Raw genomic sequence first — 15,243 nt, 5'->3', positions numbered from 1 at the left:
CCAACCCGGCGCTACTCACCCGATCAGCGCGAACTTGTCCACGTCGACCATGCCGCGGTCGGAAATCTTCAGATGCGGGATGACGGGCAGCGGCAGGAAGGCCAGTTGGAGGAAGGGCTCATGCAGCGTGGCGCCGAGTGCCAAGGCGGCCTGGCGCAGATGGTGCAGCGTGTCGCGCACTGTCTCGTAAGGCTCGATGCTCATCAGGCCGGCGACGGGCAGCGCGATTTCGCCGGTGATCTTGCCGTCCTCAACGACCACGAAGCCGCCCTTGATTTCTCCGAGGCGATTTGCGGCGTAAGCCATGTCATCCTCATTGACCCCGACGACGCAGATATTGTGGCTGTCATGGCCGACGGTGGAGGCGATCGCACCCTTCTTCAGGCCGAAGCCCTGGACGAAGCCATTGGCATGATTGCCATTCTTGCCGTGACGCTCGATGACGGCGACCTTGATGATGTCGTTGGTTAGATCGACCGTTGTCTCATTGCCCTTGGCCGGCAAGCGGTAGCGGCGATGCTCGGTGATGATCTTGCCCGGCATGACGCCGATGACCGATGTTTCGCCCTCGGCGACCGGCACTCCAAAATGGGCGGCATTGACCGGCCGGGCCTTGACGCTGTCGAGACCGATCGGGGCGACAGGTTTGCGCGTGGCAAAAAGTGCGTCGCTGACACGGCGGCCGGCGGAAAAAACCATCTCTGCACGGCAGCTTTGCAGGCTGTCGAGAACCACGAGATCGGCACGCCAGCCCGGCGCCACCAGGCCGCGGTCTCTAAGGCCGAAGGCGCGGGCGGCAGAGATCGAGGCGGCGCGGTAGATGGCGAGCGGCTCGACGCCGCTCGCCATCGCCGTGCGAATCATATGATCGAGATGGCCCTGCTCGGCGATATCGAGCGGATTGCGGTCGTCGGTGCAGAGCGCGAGGTAAGGTGAAAGCCGCTCGGTGATGATGGGAATCAGCGCGGCGAGGTCCTTGGAGACCGAGCCCTCGCGCACCAGGATGTGCATGCCCTTGCGAATCTTTTCGAGCGCCTCGGCGGCGCTCGTGCACTCATGCTCGGTGCGGATGCCGGCCGAGAGATAGCCGTTGAGGTCGTTGCCGGAAAGAAGCGGCGCGTGGCCATCGATATGGCCGCCCTGGAAGGCGTCGAGCTTGGCCATGCAGACGGAATCCTTGTGAATCACGCCGGGGAAATTCATGAACTCGGCAAGGCCGATCACCTTGGGATGATCGCGGAAGGGCAGCAGGCGCTCGATCGGCAAGTCGGCGCCCGCAGTTTCAAGATGCGTTGCCGGCACGCAGGAAGAGAGCTGGACGCGGATGTCCATGATCGTCTCCAGTGCGGATTCGAGGAAGAATTCGATGCCCTCGGTACCGAGCACATTGGCGATCTCGTGCGGATCGCAGATGGCGGTGGTGACGCCATAGGGCAAGACGCAGCGATCGAATTCATGCGGCGTCACCAGCGAGGATTCGATGTGCAGATGCGTGTCGATGAAGCCGGGAACGACTGTTCTGCCGGATATATCGATCTCGGTCTCGCCCCTATAGTCGCCTGAAGTCCCGACGATGCGGTCGGCGCCGATGGCGATGTCGGAGCGGACGATTTCGCCGGTGACGAGATCAAAGAAGCTGCCGCCCTTCAGCACGATATCGGCGGGGATACGGCCTACACCCTGGTCGATGAGACGTTCGAGCTTGGTGGTCATGGTCTACCTCTTCGACTGGTTTCTGCTGCTTCTGTGATAAGCGCGGAAAAACTCTTTGGTTATATTTCGGACCGCTTCCGACTTGACCGTGGCAATGCTAGTGAAGCCAGAATACAGATGCTAATTCCCAACTCAAGGCCATGATATGAAAGCAATTATTTCGGCCGCCTGTGCGGCTGTTCTTTTGTTGAGCGGTTGTGAAACGACGAAGACCGCGCAAAATTCGGTTGCCTTCAAGACTGACAAATACGAAGAGGTGGCTAGCGTCACGCTGGCAAAGCCGTCTGGAAGCGAGGCTATGGATGCGAGCCTCAAGCGTAGTATCCTTGCCCAATCCATACAATCGTTCCAAGACCTCTGCCCAACAGAACCTATAGCCAGCCATTGGTTCTCACTACTCCAACCACGCTCGAGGATTACATGCGCGGTGATCTGAAGAAGACAAACTGACGCCCAAATACAAATCGGGCGCCGCAAGGCACCCGATCCTGTTTCACGAGATCCGTGAACTACTCGGCAGCGACGATCTTCCCGCCTTCCCACTTGTAGAGCGAGAAGCTCTGCGAGGTCAGGTCGCCGGTCTCGCCGTAAGTAAGCTTGCCGATAGCGGTCGGAACCTCCATGCCGCCCTTCAGAGCGGCCGCGACGGCTTCCGCATCCTCGGCGCTGCCGGCCTTTTCGATGCCCGCTTTCAGAACTTCGACCGCGGCGTAGGCGTTGAGCGTAAAGGCTTCGGCTGGAATGTTTTTGGCGGTAAGCGCTTCGGCGGCAGCCTTGGAGTCCGGGTTCTTGGTGGCATCGGAAGCATTGGTGAACAGCGTGCCTGCTGCCGCATCGGTGCCGATCGCCCAGAATTCGGTGTTCGAGAGGCCGTCGCCGCCGATGATCATCGCGTTGGCGGAGAGGTCATGCAACTGGCGGGCGAGCAGGCCGCCTTCCGGGTGGTAGCCGCCGAAATAGACAATGTCGACCTTCTCGGACTTGATACGGGTGGTGAGGGCGCTGAAATCCTTGTCGCCAGGGGTGATCGCATCATTGACGACTTCGGTAATGCCGCCGGCATTCAGCGTCGCCTTGAAGGCGTCGGCAAGACCCTTGCCATAGGCACCCTTGTCGTTGACGATGGCAATGCGTTTGTCCTTGAAATTCTTCAGCACGTATTTGGCGGCGACTTCGGCCTGCTGATCGTCGCGGCCGCAGGTGCGCAGCACGTTGGCGAGGCCGCGCTTGGTGAGGTCGGGGGCTGTTGCGGTCGGGGTGACCATCAGCACGCCGTTTTCAGCCAAAACGTCCGACACGGGGATAGCAACGCCCGATGTCACTGGGCCGACGACAAAGCGGATGCCGTCGCCGACAACCTTGTTGGCGGCTGAAACGCCCTGCTTCGGTTCGCCGGCATCGTCGGCCAGTTCCAGCACGACTTTCTCACCGAGAATGCCGCCCTTCTTGTTGATCTCATCGACGGCAGTCTGAGCGCCGTTCTTCACCTGGTCGCCATAGGCGGCGACGGGACCGGTCAGCGGCGCGATCAGGCCGATGGCGATATCGGCATGAGCAAGGGGCGCAAAGGCGAGTGACGCGACGAGGGTCGCCGTCAATGTCTTGAGGGTCATGGTCTGTCTCCTTGGATGGGGTCGTCGACCCGTGATGATGTGCCGCGCCGGCTTTCCCGATCATTCAACAGCCTCCAGAGGCTGCGCCAAGGACGACCGGTAACGGTGCGATCAGCGAACCCGCCGGCCATGTTTGACTCGGGCAGGGCTCATGGCAAGATTTCTAGAAATTTTGATGAGCTTGCGCAAGTTCATAACAAAATGGAAGGAAATTCGGCTGATCCGGCCGAAAATTCAGCCGGAATGGATCATTTCCTTCGGTTTTTGGATGGTTTTCAGCGGCGAGGCGGCGAATGGTCACGACCTGCCTCCGGACGATATCACATCCGTAAGGTTGTCTTTAACTTTCCTATTAACCGATAGTTTGGCCAATGGCAGTAGTATCCAGGAGACCCCGAATACCGCCGCATTGAAACAGAGAACTATACAAAGATAGACCTATCGGGAAACAGAGATCTGATGCTCAAGCGTATCGACGCCGGTCAGGTGTGTATCGGAATGTTTGTGGAGGTTATCGAGGGCCTGTGGCAGGATCCGTTTTTGTGCAAGCGCAGATTTTCCCTGCGGCGCGAAGTCGATGCTGCCAAAATTCGTAAATGCGGCACTGCCAGCGTCGTCATCAATACCAGCAAGGGGCTCGATACCAACCGCCTGCCGGGCCGTGACGTCGAGATCGACATTCAGGCCGCGCGAGAGACCGTCCAGAAATCAGTGCAGTTGTTGGAAGAGGCTTTCGCAAAGCTGCGGAACGGCGATGGAGTCAGCATAGATCACGTGGCGCCGCTGATTTCGTCCGTCTCCAAGTCGATGGATGAGAACCCCGCGGTGTTCCTGAGCGTCACGCGCCTGAAATCAAAAGACGAGGTAACTTTTTTGCATTCCATTTCGGTGAGCGCGCTGATGATCCTTTTCAGCCGCCATCTCGCGCTCGACGAGCATACAATTCAGATGCTCGGCACCGCGGGTTTGCTGCACGATGTCGGCAAGCTTGAAGTTCCGCTTGAGGTGCTGAACAAGACGGGGCCCCTGGAAAAGGATGAGATCGGCTTACTTCGGGGCCATCCGGAGAAGGGGCACGCGATCCTGTCGCGGCAGGAGGGCATGTCGGACATCGTTCTCGACGTTTGCCTCAATCATCACGAACGCATCGACGGCAAAGGCTATCCGCGCAGCTTGCCCGCCAGCGAGGTGAGCCTCCACGCCCGGATGGCCACGATCTGCGATGTGTATGACGCCATTACCTCTGTGCGGCCATATAAGGCGCCGTGGAGTGCCAGCCAGGCACTGAAATGGATGTTCGGCGCCGAGGGGCATTTCGATCGCCAGCTCCTGAAAAAGTTCGCCCTCTGCCTTTCCGTCGCCTCTGTGAGCTGAGGTTTGCATTTTCAGACGAAAAGACCCGCGAGAACATTGTCCATCGCGGGTCTTTGGTACTGAGCCTCGTGAGCGTCTTCAGATGTTGTTCTGAAGGATGGTCCTCAGCTTGCCGAAGAGTTCGTCGATATGCTGCTTCTCGATGATCAGCGGCGGGGAGAGTGCGATGATGTCGCCGGTGGTGCGGATCAGAAGCCCGCTCTCATAGGCCTTCAGGAAGGCGGTGAAGGCGCGCTTCGTCGGCTCGCCGGCGATTGGGTCGAGTTCGATTGCGCCGATCAGTCCGGTGTTCCTGATATCAATGACGTTGGGGCAGTCCCTGAGCGAATGCAGCGCATCGGCCCAATAGTCGGAGAGCTCGGCGGCGCGGGTGAGCAGACCTTCTTCCTTGTAGGTGTCGAGCGTGGCGAGGGCTGCGGCGGAAGCGATCGGGTTCCCGGAATAGGTATAGCCGTGGAAAAACTCGATCATGTGCTCCGGCCCGTTCATGAAGGCGTCATGGATCTCGGAGGTGACGAAGACGGCGCCCATCGGAATGACGCCGTTGGTCAGCCCCTTGGCGGTGGTGATCATGTCGGGCTTGACGTCGTAATATTGCGCGGCGAAGGGGGCGCCGAGACGGCCGAAGCCGGTGATGACTTCGTCGAAGATCAGAAGGATGCCATGTTTGGTACAGATTTCGCGCAGCTTCTGCAGGTAGCCTTTCGGCGGAATCAAGACGCCCGTGGAGCCCGCCACCGGCTCCACGATGACGGCGGCGATGGTGGAGGCGTCATGCAGCGTGACGATGCGCTCGAGTTCGGTGGCGATGTCGCCGCCATGCTCGGGCTCGCCGCGGGTGAAGTTGTTCTTGCCGGGCTGGTGGGTGTGCGGCATGTGATCGACACCGGTCAGAAGCGTGCCGAACATCTTGCGGTTGGCGACGATGCCGCCAACGGAGATGCCGCCGAAATTGACGCCGTGATAGCCGCGCTCGCGGCCGATCAGGCGGAAACGCGAACCGTTGCCCTTCACGCGGTGATAGGCAAGCGCCACCTTCAGGGCGGTCTCGACGGATTCGGAACCGGAATTGGTGTAGAGGACGTGGTCCATGCCTTCCGGAGCGATATCGACCAGGCGGTTCGCCAGTTCGAACGCCTTGGGATGACCAAGCTGGAACGCCGGCGCGTAATCGAGTTCGCCCGCCTGTTCGCGGATCGCCTCGGTGATCTTCGGGCGGCAGTGGCCGGCGTTGACGCACCAGAGGCCAGCGGTACCGTCCAACACCTGACGGCCGTCATGGGTGGTATAATACATGTCCTTGGCGCCGACGAATAACCGCGGCTCCTTTTTGAACTGGCGATTTGCCGTAAATGGCATCCAGAAGGCACGAAGATCGTTCGGTGCATTGAGGCGGTTGGACATGCTGTTCTCCTGGCCGTCGATGGACCGTTCCCGAGGGGCTCGTCGCCCGAATTTTTACTGCCCGGTCAAATTATCAGGGCCTCTTAACGCGTCAACGAGAAAAGTCCCGACCTGCTTCCGCGCAGAAGAATTCGCCAAAAGACACAACCGGCAAATCGCCAGATTTGCCGGTCGTGCCATTAAGGTTCACGTGCTGAAATATCGTTGCCGAGGCTTCCGGGAGGATTCCCGTGCGGCACCGGCACGGCTGACGGTCATGTCAGCGCTATCATCAGGCTGCGGATCTGTTTCTGCTCGGAACAAGGTAGATGTCTTCGAGCGTCGCCAGGATCTTCATGACCGACTCGGATGTACTCGAATAGTAGATGGTCTGGGCGTCGCGCCGGGTCTTGACCAGCTTCTGCGCGCGCAGTTTCGAAAGGTGCTGTGAAAGCGCCGACTGGCTAAGGCCGACTTGTGTGGCGAGCACTCCGACGGCGACTTCGCCTTTTACCAGGCTGCACAGGATCAGCAATCTTTTGGGATTGGCCATGGCTGACAATAGTGCTGCCGCCACATTCGTGTGGTCAGCCAAATTGGGGGTTTCCATATTGTTATCTTCCTAATGCGAAACGTACATCATCTATCTGGTAAGGGCTGTCTGCCGGAGCCCGCGGCAAAATTAGCAACTGGGCTCGAAGATTGTATATACCTAAATTTAAGGTATCGAGTATGCTATTTTAGATATGTTTGAACAAATGTGATCGGAATCCACAGCGAGCGTTTCGAATTCGCATCGCACTAAAAAGTCGCCGGAAATGATCTCAAAACCCGCCGGATCGATGCCGCAGATGCGCCAAGAAGCCGATTTCGGGGCTTTTAAGCGGGCTGCAAGGGTTTCCGCCACGTCGGAATGGCGCTCTACTAAATCTCGCACTGTTTCGGCCGCTTTGGCGGCAATCTCTTCGTTTGCCGGCGATTGGATGATGAGATCACCGCCGTCGAGACGGTAGGCGCGGCCGAAGCCGGCGTTGAGGCTCGCCTGCTCCGGTTTGAGACGGAAGAAAAGGAAATCGGGGAAATCGATATAGAGATTTGCCTTGGGATGGCGATTGAGGAAACGCGTGCGAATGCGCTCGTGGAACCGATGACCATGCTCAATCGGCTCCGCCGTGCATTGGGTCGTCAGCCGGCCATGGGCAAGCGGATCGCCCTTGCCCGGCTCGCCGGTCAGCAGCGAGGCGCGCGGGTCTCGTATGAGCGCCTTCGTGTGAGCCGAAAGCTTCGAAACGAGGATGACGGGGGCGCCATCGACATCGGTGGCGAGGAGGACCCGGCTGGCAAAGGGAAAACCGGTGTCCGGGTCGAGAACGGCAATCGCCGCGTACCGTGCGGAGCGCAGCAGCACGCGGGCGAGCCTGCGGGCCTCGTCGTCGGTTTCGCGTAAGGGCGAGGGCTGATCTTTCATATCCGCTTTGTGGCAAAGCGGATCGAAAACATCAAGCTTCCTCCTTGCGGCGATGGCGCGTGAGGCCGGCGACGATATCCTGAGCGGTGATGGTGCCGATGACCGTGCCGTTTTCCACGATGCCGATGCTGCCCGGCTGGCGGGCGAGTACGTCGAGGACATCGACGAGCGGGGTCGCGGCGCGGGCTGTGGCGCTGACGCTCATGCCGGCGGCCGTCTGGCCGAGGCCGGGCTGCATGACGTCGGCGGCGGTCAGCATGTTGATCGGATTGAGGTTCTGCACGAAATCGGCGACATACTGGTCCGCGGGGTTCTTGACGATGTCGTGGGGCGTTCCGCACTGGATGATCCGGCCGCCCTCCATGATGGCGATGCGGTTGCCGATGCGGAAGGCCTCGTCGAGATCGTGGCTGACGAAGAGAATGGTCTTCTTCAGTCGCCGCTGGAACTCCAGGAGTTCGTCCTGCAGACGGGTGCGGATCAGCGGGTCGAGCGCAGAGAACGGCTCGTCCATGAGCAGGATCGGGGCGCCGGTGGCAAAGGCACGGGCAAGGCCGACACGCTGCTGCATGCCGCCTGACAGTTCGTTGACCTTGCGGTTCGCCCATTTCGTCAGGTTGACGAGTTCGAGCTGCTCGCCGACGCGAGTCTTGCGTTCCGCCTCCGGCATGCCGGCGAGTTCGAGGCCGAAGCCGACATTTTCGGCGACGGTGCGCCAGGGCAGGAGGGCGAACTGCTGGAACACCATGGAGACGGTGTGGGTGCGCAGTTCGCGCAGCGCCTTGGCATTGCATTTGTAAGGATTGACGAGGCCGGTGGTCGTGGAGACCGCGACGTCGCCGCGCACCACGGGAGCGAGCCCATTGACGGCGCGCAGCAAGGTCGACTTGCCCGAACCGGAAAGGCCCATCAGCACGAGGATCTCGCCTTCCTCGATCGTCAGCGAGGCATTGGCGACGCCCAGCACTAGGCCGGTCGCGGCGCCGATCTCGTCACGCGTTTTGCCCTGGTCGGCCATGGCAAGGGCGGCTTCCGGCCGATCGCCGAAGATAATGCTGACATCCTTGAAGCTTACCGCGGTCATGCGCCGTCTCCTTCACCCGCCGTGCGGAACATGCGGTCGAGAATGATCGCCAGGATGACGATACAGAGACCGGCTTCGAAGCCTTTTGCGACATTGACGGTGTTCAGCGCACGCACGACCGGCACGCCGAGACCATCGGCGCCGACGAGTGCGGCGATGACCACCATCGACAGCGACAGCATGATGGTCTGGGTGAGGCCCGCCATGATCTGCGGCGCGGCGAAGGGAAGCTCGACCTTGCGCAGCACCTGCATCGGCCGCGCGCCGAAGGCGACGGCGGCTTCGACGAGCGAGGGCGGCGTCGAGATGATGCCGAGGCGCGTCAGCCGGATGGGGGCGGGGATCGCGAAGATGACGGTCGCGATGAGGCCCGGAACCATTCCGAGGCCGAACAGGATCAGCGCCGGGATCAGGTAGACGAATGTCGGAATGGTCTGCATCAGATCAAGTACCGGGCGCATGGCGGCATAGACCCAGGCGCGGCGGGCGGCCGCGATACCGAGTGGAATACCGATCACCATGCTGACGAAGGTGGAGGCGAGCACGAGCGCGAGCGTCTCCGTCGTCTCCTTCCAGTATCCTTGATTCATGATGAGCAGCAGCCCAAGGCAGGTAAATAGCGTGATTGCGATCGACCGCCGCAGCCAGAAGGCGAGTGCGGAAATGACCGCGATGACGATCAGCGGATGCGGCTTTTGCAGCACGAGGAGCAGGCCGTCGATGACGTGCGACAACAGAAAGGCAAGCTGGTTGAAGAACCATTCGCCATTCGAGGTCAGCCAGTCCACGAAGGATTTGGCCAATGGGCCGATGGGAATCTTAGAGTCGGTGATCCAATTCAAGAGCGCGCCTATCCAGAAAAAACTAACAATCGGACAAAAATGAAGCAGGGCGGCGAGCCGCCCCGTTCATGTGATCAAAGGCCGAGACTGGTCTTGGCGGCCGCCAGCGCGTCGCCCTTGCCGTCGCGGGTCTTGACGCCGGCGAGCCAGGGCTCGAGTGCCGACGGGTTGGCCTTCAGCCATTCGGTAGCCGCGGCTTCCGGCTCCTTGCCGTCGTCGAGGATCTTGCCCATGATCTGGTTCTCCATGTCGAGGGAGAACGTCAGGTTCTTCAGCATCGCGCCGACATTCGGGCATTCGCCGAGGTAGCCGGCGCGGACATTCGTGTAGACCTTGGCGCCGCCGAAGTCGGGACCGAAGACGTCGTCGCCGCCTGTGAGGTAGGTCAGCTTGAAGTTGGTGTTCATCGGATGGGGTTCCCAGCCGAGGAAGACGACGGGCTTGCCTGCTTTCTCGGCGCGAGCGACCTGGGCGAGCATGCCCTGTTCGGAGGATTCGACGACTTCCATATCCTTCATGCCGAAGGTGTTCTTTTCGATCAGATCCATGACAAGGCGGTTGCCGTCATTGCCGGGCTCGATGCCGTATATCTTGCCGTCGAGATCGTCCTTGTGGGCGGCGATATCCTTGAAGTCCTTGATGCCGAGCTCTGCACCTTTGGCGTTGGTGGCGAGCGTGTACTTGGCGCCGACCAGATTGGGGCCGAAGGATTCGACCGACTTGTCATCGATATAGGGGCGGACGTCCTTTTCCTGTGTCGGCATCCAGTTGCCGAGGAAGATGTCGATGTCCTTGTTCTTCAGCGAGGTGTAGGTGACCGGCACCGAAAGGACCTTGACGTCGGTCTGATAGCCGATGCTTTTCAGGACGACGGAGGCGGTCGCCGTCGTGGCGGTGATGTCAGTCCAGCCGACGTCGGAGAAGTGGACGGTGGAGCAGCTGTCGGGATCGGCGGCGAAGGCGGCGGTCGCAACGGAGAGGGCGGCGACGGCAGTTGCAGTGACGAGTTTGAATGTGCTTGTTGTTTTCATTTTAGACTCCCAGTCTTTAGGTCCCCAAGCCAATCACCAATAACCCAGTTTGACAAGCGACCTCAGTGTGTTTGCGTCGTATCGACGGGTGCGATTGCGACGTCTGCAGATTTTTCGCAGTCGCGGGTTTTCGCGGCTTTCGGCCGGTTTTGGGCGTCAATTCCTGTGATTATCGCCGTTGCGGGGCTTTTCTTTGCCAATCCGAGCTTTCAATAAGCCGATCAAGGAGAAATCGGATGGCAAAGCTCTATTTCAACTACTCGACGATGAACGCCGGCAAGTCGACGATGCTGCTGCAGGCCTCCTATAATTATCAGGAGCGGGGCATGCGTACGGTGCAGCTGATCGCCGCCTTCGACGAGCGCGCCGGCCGCGGCGTCATCGGCTCGCGGATCGGGCTGGAGGCGAGCGCCATTCCCTTCGAACCGGACGAGGATCTGTTCCGGTTGGTCATGACGCTGAGCGGCGAAGGGGCGCCGATCTCCTGCGTCTTCGTCGACGAGGCGCATTTCATGACGCCTCTCCATGTGTGGCAGCTTGCCCGCATCGTCGACCGGCTCGGTATCCCCGTCATGGTCTACGGGCTGAGGACGGATTTTCAGGGCAAGCTGTTTCCGGCCTCACAGGAGCTTTTGGCGATCGCCGACGAAATGCGCGAGGTGCGGACGATCTGCCACTGCGGGCGTAAGGCGACGATGGTGGTGCGGCTGGACGCGCAGGGAAAGGTGCTGCATGAAGGGGCGCAGATCGATGTCGGCGGCAATGAGAAATATGTCTCTCTCTGCCGCAGGCACTGGGACGACGAAATGAACGGGGCCTGGATCGCCGAGCCTGTGTGAGGCGATGAAAGGCCGGTTTTCTTCGGCGTCTGGAGCGTCTAGCTTGGGTAGGAGATTCTCCGGGGAGATTAGGTGCGCAAACCTCCGCCATTCGACAGCCTGTACGAAGCCGCAGGCAGCCTCGCCGAAAAAATTGCGGCCGAGGGAGCCAGTTGCGAAGCCTGCATTCGCGACTTTGACAGCGACGAAACACGGTCGGCCGATGAGGTTTTTCTCGAACAGAATGTGCGCTTCCAGACCCATATCGCCAATGGCGCGGCGCTTGATGCGTTGCTTGCCGAACTGGTCTTTACATTGGATCGAATGACGGCGGCGGTTTCGGCCGATCTCGACAGTTTCCGCGGATTGACGCTGCGCGAGAAAATGGTCGGCTGGACGTCGCGCCAGAGAATGTGGCGCATGTATACGGAACGCGTGCGCGAGGCGCCGGTCATCGAGCGGCTGCTCGACCTTCTGGCGAAATCGGATGCGCTCGCCGGGCTGATCGTAAGCCAGCGCACCTCGATCATCGAACGCCATAAGATAGCCGAACACGGTCTCGTGGGCATTGTCGAGCAACGCCGCCGGCTGGTCGATTCCATCGATATCGCCCGCCTGAAGATGAAGGAGCTCAACGCCAAAGCACTGACGACGCAGGGCCGAATCGGTGTCTATGGCAACAGAGCGCACTGGGAGCAGATGGAGGCAGAGCGACGGGCGTTGAAGGCAGAGGCCGAACGCATTTCCGCGGAGGAGCACGAGATGCGGGACGATAGCCAGCGGCGCGAGCGCTTCATCGGCCTGTACCAGGGTCTCGTCGATGCGCTGAATGGCCGGATCGCTGCCTGCAACGTCTTGCTGCGCAAGTTGATGATCGATGTCGAGGAGCGGCTGATCATCTATCAGGCGCAGGTCGATACCGACCGGCCGGGCATGAAGGTCAGGATCAAGCCGGAACTCTTCCCCGATATCGCAGCCCCGATCAGGCTGTTCGAGAAGGGCATGCTGGTCGCCCAGGATCTGGAGCGGCGCAAGAGCCGGGCCGACCTCGACGTCGCCGAAAAGTTTCCGGCCTATGCCGAGCCGGCACCGGAAACGTCGGGAGCGCCGCTCATCGATACGGCGCGCAGATCCTTCCGCTTCAGATCGCTATTTCCGCGCTCCTGATCCGTGACGCGCGCGGTTCGAGCTGCTTTCATTCGTAAAAAACGAGGGCCTCGTGTTGTGCTCGGCCTGGCGAGCGCATATGTGGATGCAGCGGGGCGGCGATGTCCCGGTGTTCGCCTCGCCTGACAGGAGACGACGATGCTTGACCGGATTGCCGGTTTTTTCAGGCTGATCGGCCGGACGATCGGCCGCTGGGCCCGGCTGTTTTCCGCCTGGGCCTTCTGGCCCTTTCTTGCCGCGCATGGCTGGTACCAACGCCGGAGCTGGCTGATCCGGCTGCCGATCATCGCATTGGTGGCGCTCTTTGCCGTGCTTTATGCCTATTTCTTCTGGCAGACGCAGGTCTGGTCGAACTTCAACACCGCCTTCGTCGACCAATACCGGCTTTCGGAACGCAAGATTGCCGCCGGGCAGGAACTGCCGTCCGCCGCGGGCGCGAGCGGCGCGGCCACCAAGACCTGCCAGCGCTCAGCGATTGTCGACGTCACGGCTGACCTTACCGATTTCAACGTCAACCAGAACGCATGGATTTCTTCCATGCTGCTCTACAAAATGGGCTTCTTCGGGATCGACTGGGATCACACGCCCTTCCTCGACAACAAGGCCTCGTTCCAGCGCGGCATCAACCAGGCAGTCCGGCGGACTTCGGCGGAGCTTGTCGATACACTCGGGCGCGTGCGCGGCACGTCTGGCATCAACAATGATCTGCAGAGCGCGCGCGGCAATCTACAGTTCGACGAATATAGCTGGTATTTCGGGCTCAATCCCTTCGGGCCTAAAACGCCTACACCTTCCTACTACCGCTCGGCGATCGGCAGCCTACGCAAGTTCAATACTGATCTGTCGGCCTGCAACGTTATTTTCGATGGCCGCGCCGACAATCTGATGCAGTTCATCGACCGCATCGCCAACGATCTCGGCAGCACCTCCGATATGCTCGCCGAGCGCTCGGAACACCACAATCGCGGCTGGTTCGACACGCGTGCCGACGACCGGTTCTGGTTCGCCTACGGCCAGCTTTATGCCTATTACGCCATCCTCACGGCTGCGCAGGCGGATTTCTCGCAGGTTGTGCAAGAACGAAATCTTGGCGCGATCTGGAGCGGCACCACGCGGCAGTTCCAGGCGGCACTGCGCATCCAGCCGGCGATCATCTCAAACGGCCGCGAGGACGGCTGGATCATGCCGAGCCACCTCGCCACCATGGGCTTCTATATTTTGAGGGTGCGCTCGAACCTCGTCGAGATCCGCTCGGTGCTCGATCGTTAAGCGTTGCGCGTCAGCGGTTGTCAGCGGCGCGCCGTATGATCCTCGAAGCCAACGAGGCGCAGCTTCTCGACCAATTCATAGGTGACGCCGACGATGCCGCCGCTGCTCGCATCGTCACGGAAGCGGCCGATGCTGCGCATCAACTCGTAACCGCCGAGCCGGTTGTCGACGCGATAGACGAAATGGAAGCCGAGCCCTGAAGGCTTGCCTCCTCGAAGGTCTGGGCGATCAGGCTGCGGTCTTCGGCGTGAATGCGAGACATCAGTTCGGCGAGATTGACCGGCCCGTCCTAGGGAAGATCGAAGATAGCGTGCACATCCTTGCTTGCAAAGAGATGTCCGGTTTCGATGTCTGCGCCAGAAGCCGAAAAGGCGATAGGCAGCAATCATCTGGACGATTTCCGCATCGGTGATGCCGATATGGCGCGGGACTGCACTATCGTGTCGACGACAGGCTGTTCGAAGCGAAGAGGCACGATTCCCTCAATTCACGGGATGACCTGCTGTGCTGACCCTCTTCTGATTTTTCAGCTGATCAGCTTCAATCGAATTGCTTTTGCTACTAACTGGGTGCGATTGACGCAATCGAGTTTTTTTATCGCATTGGTCATGTAGGCATTCACCGTATGGTCGGACAGCGTCAAGATCTGGCCGATCTCGATCGAAGTCTTGCCCTGTGCCGTCCAGCGCACGACTTCAAGTTCACGCGCCGACAGCGCACTGTGCGCGTTTTCCTCATTACGCCTGACCGCATTGTATGCGTCGAGGGTATGCAGAATGACGATCGCCAACTCGTTGACCTCGCTCTGGCCAAGCGCCGCACGCTCGCCGCAGAACCAGAAGACCAGGCGCCGGCCATCGACTGCTATCGTCGGCATGGCAACACCCGCAGGTATCGCATGGCGCAGCATCAAGGCGCGCAGTTCGGCCGGAAAGGCCTGTCCATTGACGGTATCGTCGAGGTGCCAGGCCAGCGGCACGGCCGACTCCCTCAGTCGTACGCCGAAAGGGCAACCGCGCATCATGTTGGCGCGATCGAAGTCTCTGACATAGGCCGCGGGAAGCGAGCTTTCGATCAGTAGCGGTTTCAGGAGGAGATCTTCCGGCGAGGGAGCGTGCATCAGCGTCGCATAGGAGAGCCCGAAGGCCGCGGAGACTCTGCCGAGCCCTTGTGCAAACAGGCCGCGCGTTCCGGCAACAGCAAGTTCCGCCGCAAGCAACGACTGTCTTTCAGAGGTGGTCATATAAGACATTTGTACGCCTCCGGCAGCCTCAATGTTAACGCTATCAAATACACAAACACTGCGGGATGCTAGTCCCAATTGCCTTATCTCAAGCCGATTAGTACGAAACGCGCAGAAATAGTCACGGCTGCGCGCGCCTCGGTTGAGTGGGGGCTTGTGCAAGTAGCGTTGTGGTATCTTTGACTTCTGCTGCGGCGGGATAGCTGTGGATCCCCTGCTCCGGGCAGGAAGAGAATCG

Annotated in this window: 14 protein-coding genes and 1 pseudogene; 5 read left to right on the top strand and 10 right to left on the bottom strand. The window is 60.2% G+C overall.

The window, feature by feature from the left end; genetic code table 11:
• Positions 1-15: 15 nt before the first annotated feature.
• Together ade and RHE_RS15820 are read right to left on the bottom strand one after the other, a co-directional pair.
• The gene (ade, locus tag RHE_RS15825) at positions 16-1,713 is read right to left on the bottom strand and encodes an adenine deaminase (RefSeq protein ID WP_011426330.1); all 1,698 of its coding nucleotides are present in this window, start codon (positions 1,711-1,713) and stop codon (positions 16-18) included.
• 509 nt (positions 1,714-2,222) lie between these two features.
• Complete coding sequence (locus tag RHE_RS15820) at positions 2,223-3,326, bottom strand: branched-chain amino acid ABC transporter substrate-binding protein (protein WP_011426329.1); 1,104 nt, start codon at positions 3,324-3,326, stop codon at positions 2,223-2,225.
• A 151-nt stretch (positions 3,327-3,477) separates the two neighbouring features.
• Between RHE_RS15820 and RHE_RS15815 the strand changes: the two genes are divergently transcribed.
• Complete coding sequence (locus tag RHE_RS15815) at positions 3,478-3,762, top strand: hypothetical protein (protein ID WP_011426328.1); 285 nt, start codon at positions 3,478-3,480, stop codon at positions 3,760-3,762.
• A gap of 23 nt (positions 3,763-3,785) precedes the next feature.
• Positions 3,786-4,700, top strand: a complete 915-nt coding sequence (locus tag RHE_RS15810; protein ID WP_020921950.1) for an HD-GYP domain-containing protein — start codon at positions 3,786-3,788, stop codon at positions 4,698-4,700.
• Positions 4,701-4,778: 78 nt separating this feature from the next.
• Here the strand turns inward: RHE_RS15810 and RHE_RS15805 are convergent, their stop codons facing one another.
• The 6 genes from RHE_RS15805 to RHE_RS15780 form a co-directional block, all read right to left on the bottom strand.
• A complete protein-coding gene (locus tag RHE_RS15805) occupies positions 4,779-6,104 on the bottom strand; it encodes an aspartate aminotransferase family protein (RefSeq protein ID WP_011426326.1) in 1,326 nt (441 codons plus the stop codon).
• A gap of 271 nt (positions 6,105-6,375) precedes the next feature.
• Complete coding sequence (locus RHE_RS15800; protein ID WP_011426325.1) at positions 6,376-6,693, bottom strand: ArsR/SmtB family transcription factor; 318 nt, start codon at positions 6,691-6,693, stop codon at positions 6,376-6,378.
• Positions 6,694-6,801: 108 nt separating this feature from the next.
• Entirely contained in the window at positions 6,802-7,551 is a 750-nt protein-coding gene (locus RHE_RS15795; protein ID WP_011426324.1) for a HugZ family pyridoxamine 5'-phosphate oxidase, read from the bottom strand.
• Positions 7,552-7,582: 31 nt separating this feature from the next.
• Complete coding sequence (choV, locus tag RHE_RS15790; RefSeq protein WP_011426323.1) at positions 7,583-8,635, bottom strand: choline ABC transporter ATP-binding protein; 1,053 nt, start codon at positions 8,633-8,635, stop codon at positions 7,583-7,585.
• The gene (choW, locus tag RHE_RS15785; protein WP_011426322.1) at positions 8,632-9,477 is read right to left on the bottom strand and encodes a choline ABC transporter permease subunit; all 846 of its coding nucleotides are present in this window, start codon (positions 9,475-9,477) and stop codon (positions 8,632-8,634) included. Before choW ends, choV begins: the two co-directional genes overlap by 4 nt.
• Before the next feature lie 74 nt (positions 9,478-9,551).
• Entirely contained in the window at positions 9,552-10,508 is a 957-nt protein-coding gene (locus RHE_RS15780; RefSeq protein WP_011426321.1) for a choline ABC transporter substrate-binding protein, read from the bottom strand.
• A gap of 236 nt (positions 10,509-10,744) precedes the next feature.
• Between RHE_RS15780 and RHE_RS15775 the strand changes: the two genes are divergently transcribed.
• From RHE_RS15775 to RHE_RS15765, 3 genes are all read left to right on the top strand, one after another.
• Positions 10,745-11,347 carry a thymidine kinase gene (locus tag RHE_RS15775; protein ID WP_011426320.1) on the top strand — a complete coding sequence of 201 codons (603 nt, stop codon included), beginning with the start codon at positions 10,745-10,747 and terminating at the stop codon, positions 11,345-11,347.
• 72 nt (positions 11,348-11,419) lie between these two features.
• Positions 11,420-12,493 (top strand): hypothetical protein, encoded by a 1,074-nt coding sequence (locus tag RHE_RS15770; protein ID WP_011426319.1) that lies wholly within the window; start codon positions 11,420-11,422, stop codon positions 12,491-12,493.
• Between the two features lie 138 nt (positions 12,494-12,631).
• Positions 12,632-13,762: a DUF2333 family protein gene (locus RHE_RS15765; protein ID WP_011426318.1), complete on the top strand. Its 1,131-nt coding sequence runs from the start codon at positions 12,632-12,634 to the stop codon at positions 13,760-13,762.
• Positions 13,763-13,782: 20 nt separating this feature from the next.
• Here RHE_RS15765 and RHE_RS15760 read toward each other — a convergent pair.
• Positions 13,783-14,237, bottom strand: a pseudogene (locus tag RHE_RS15760) (PAS domain-containing protein).
• A 51-nt stretch (positions 14,238-14,288) separates the two neighbouring features.
• Positions 14,289-15,014: a helix-turn-helix transcriptional regulator gene (locus RHE_RS15755; protein ID WP_011426316.1), complete on the bottom strand. Its 726-nt coding sequence runs from the start codon at positions 15,012-15,014 to the stop codon at positions 14,289-14,291.
• Between the last annotated feature and the right edge of the window lie 229 nt (positions 15,015-15,243).

The organism is Rhizobium etli CFN 42 (assembly GCF_000092045.1).
GTDB classification, from domain to species: Bacteria; Pseudomonadota; Alphaproteobacteria; order Rhizobiales; family Rhizobiaceae; genus Rhizobium; species Rhizobium etli.
This window is presented reverse-complemented; position numbering and strand designations above follow the sequence as displayed.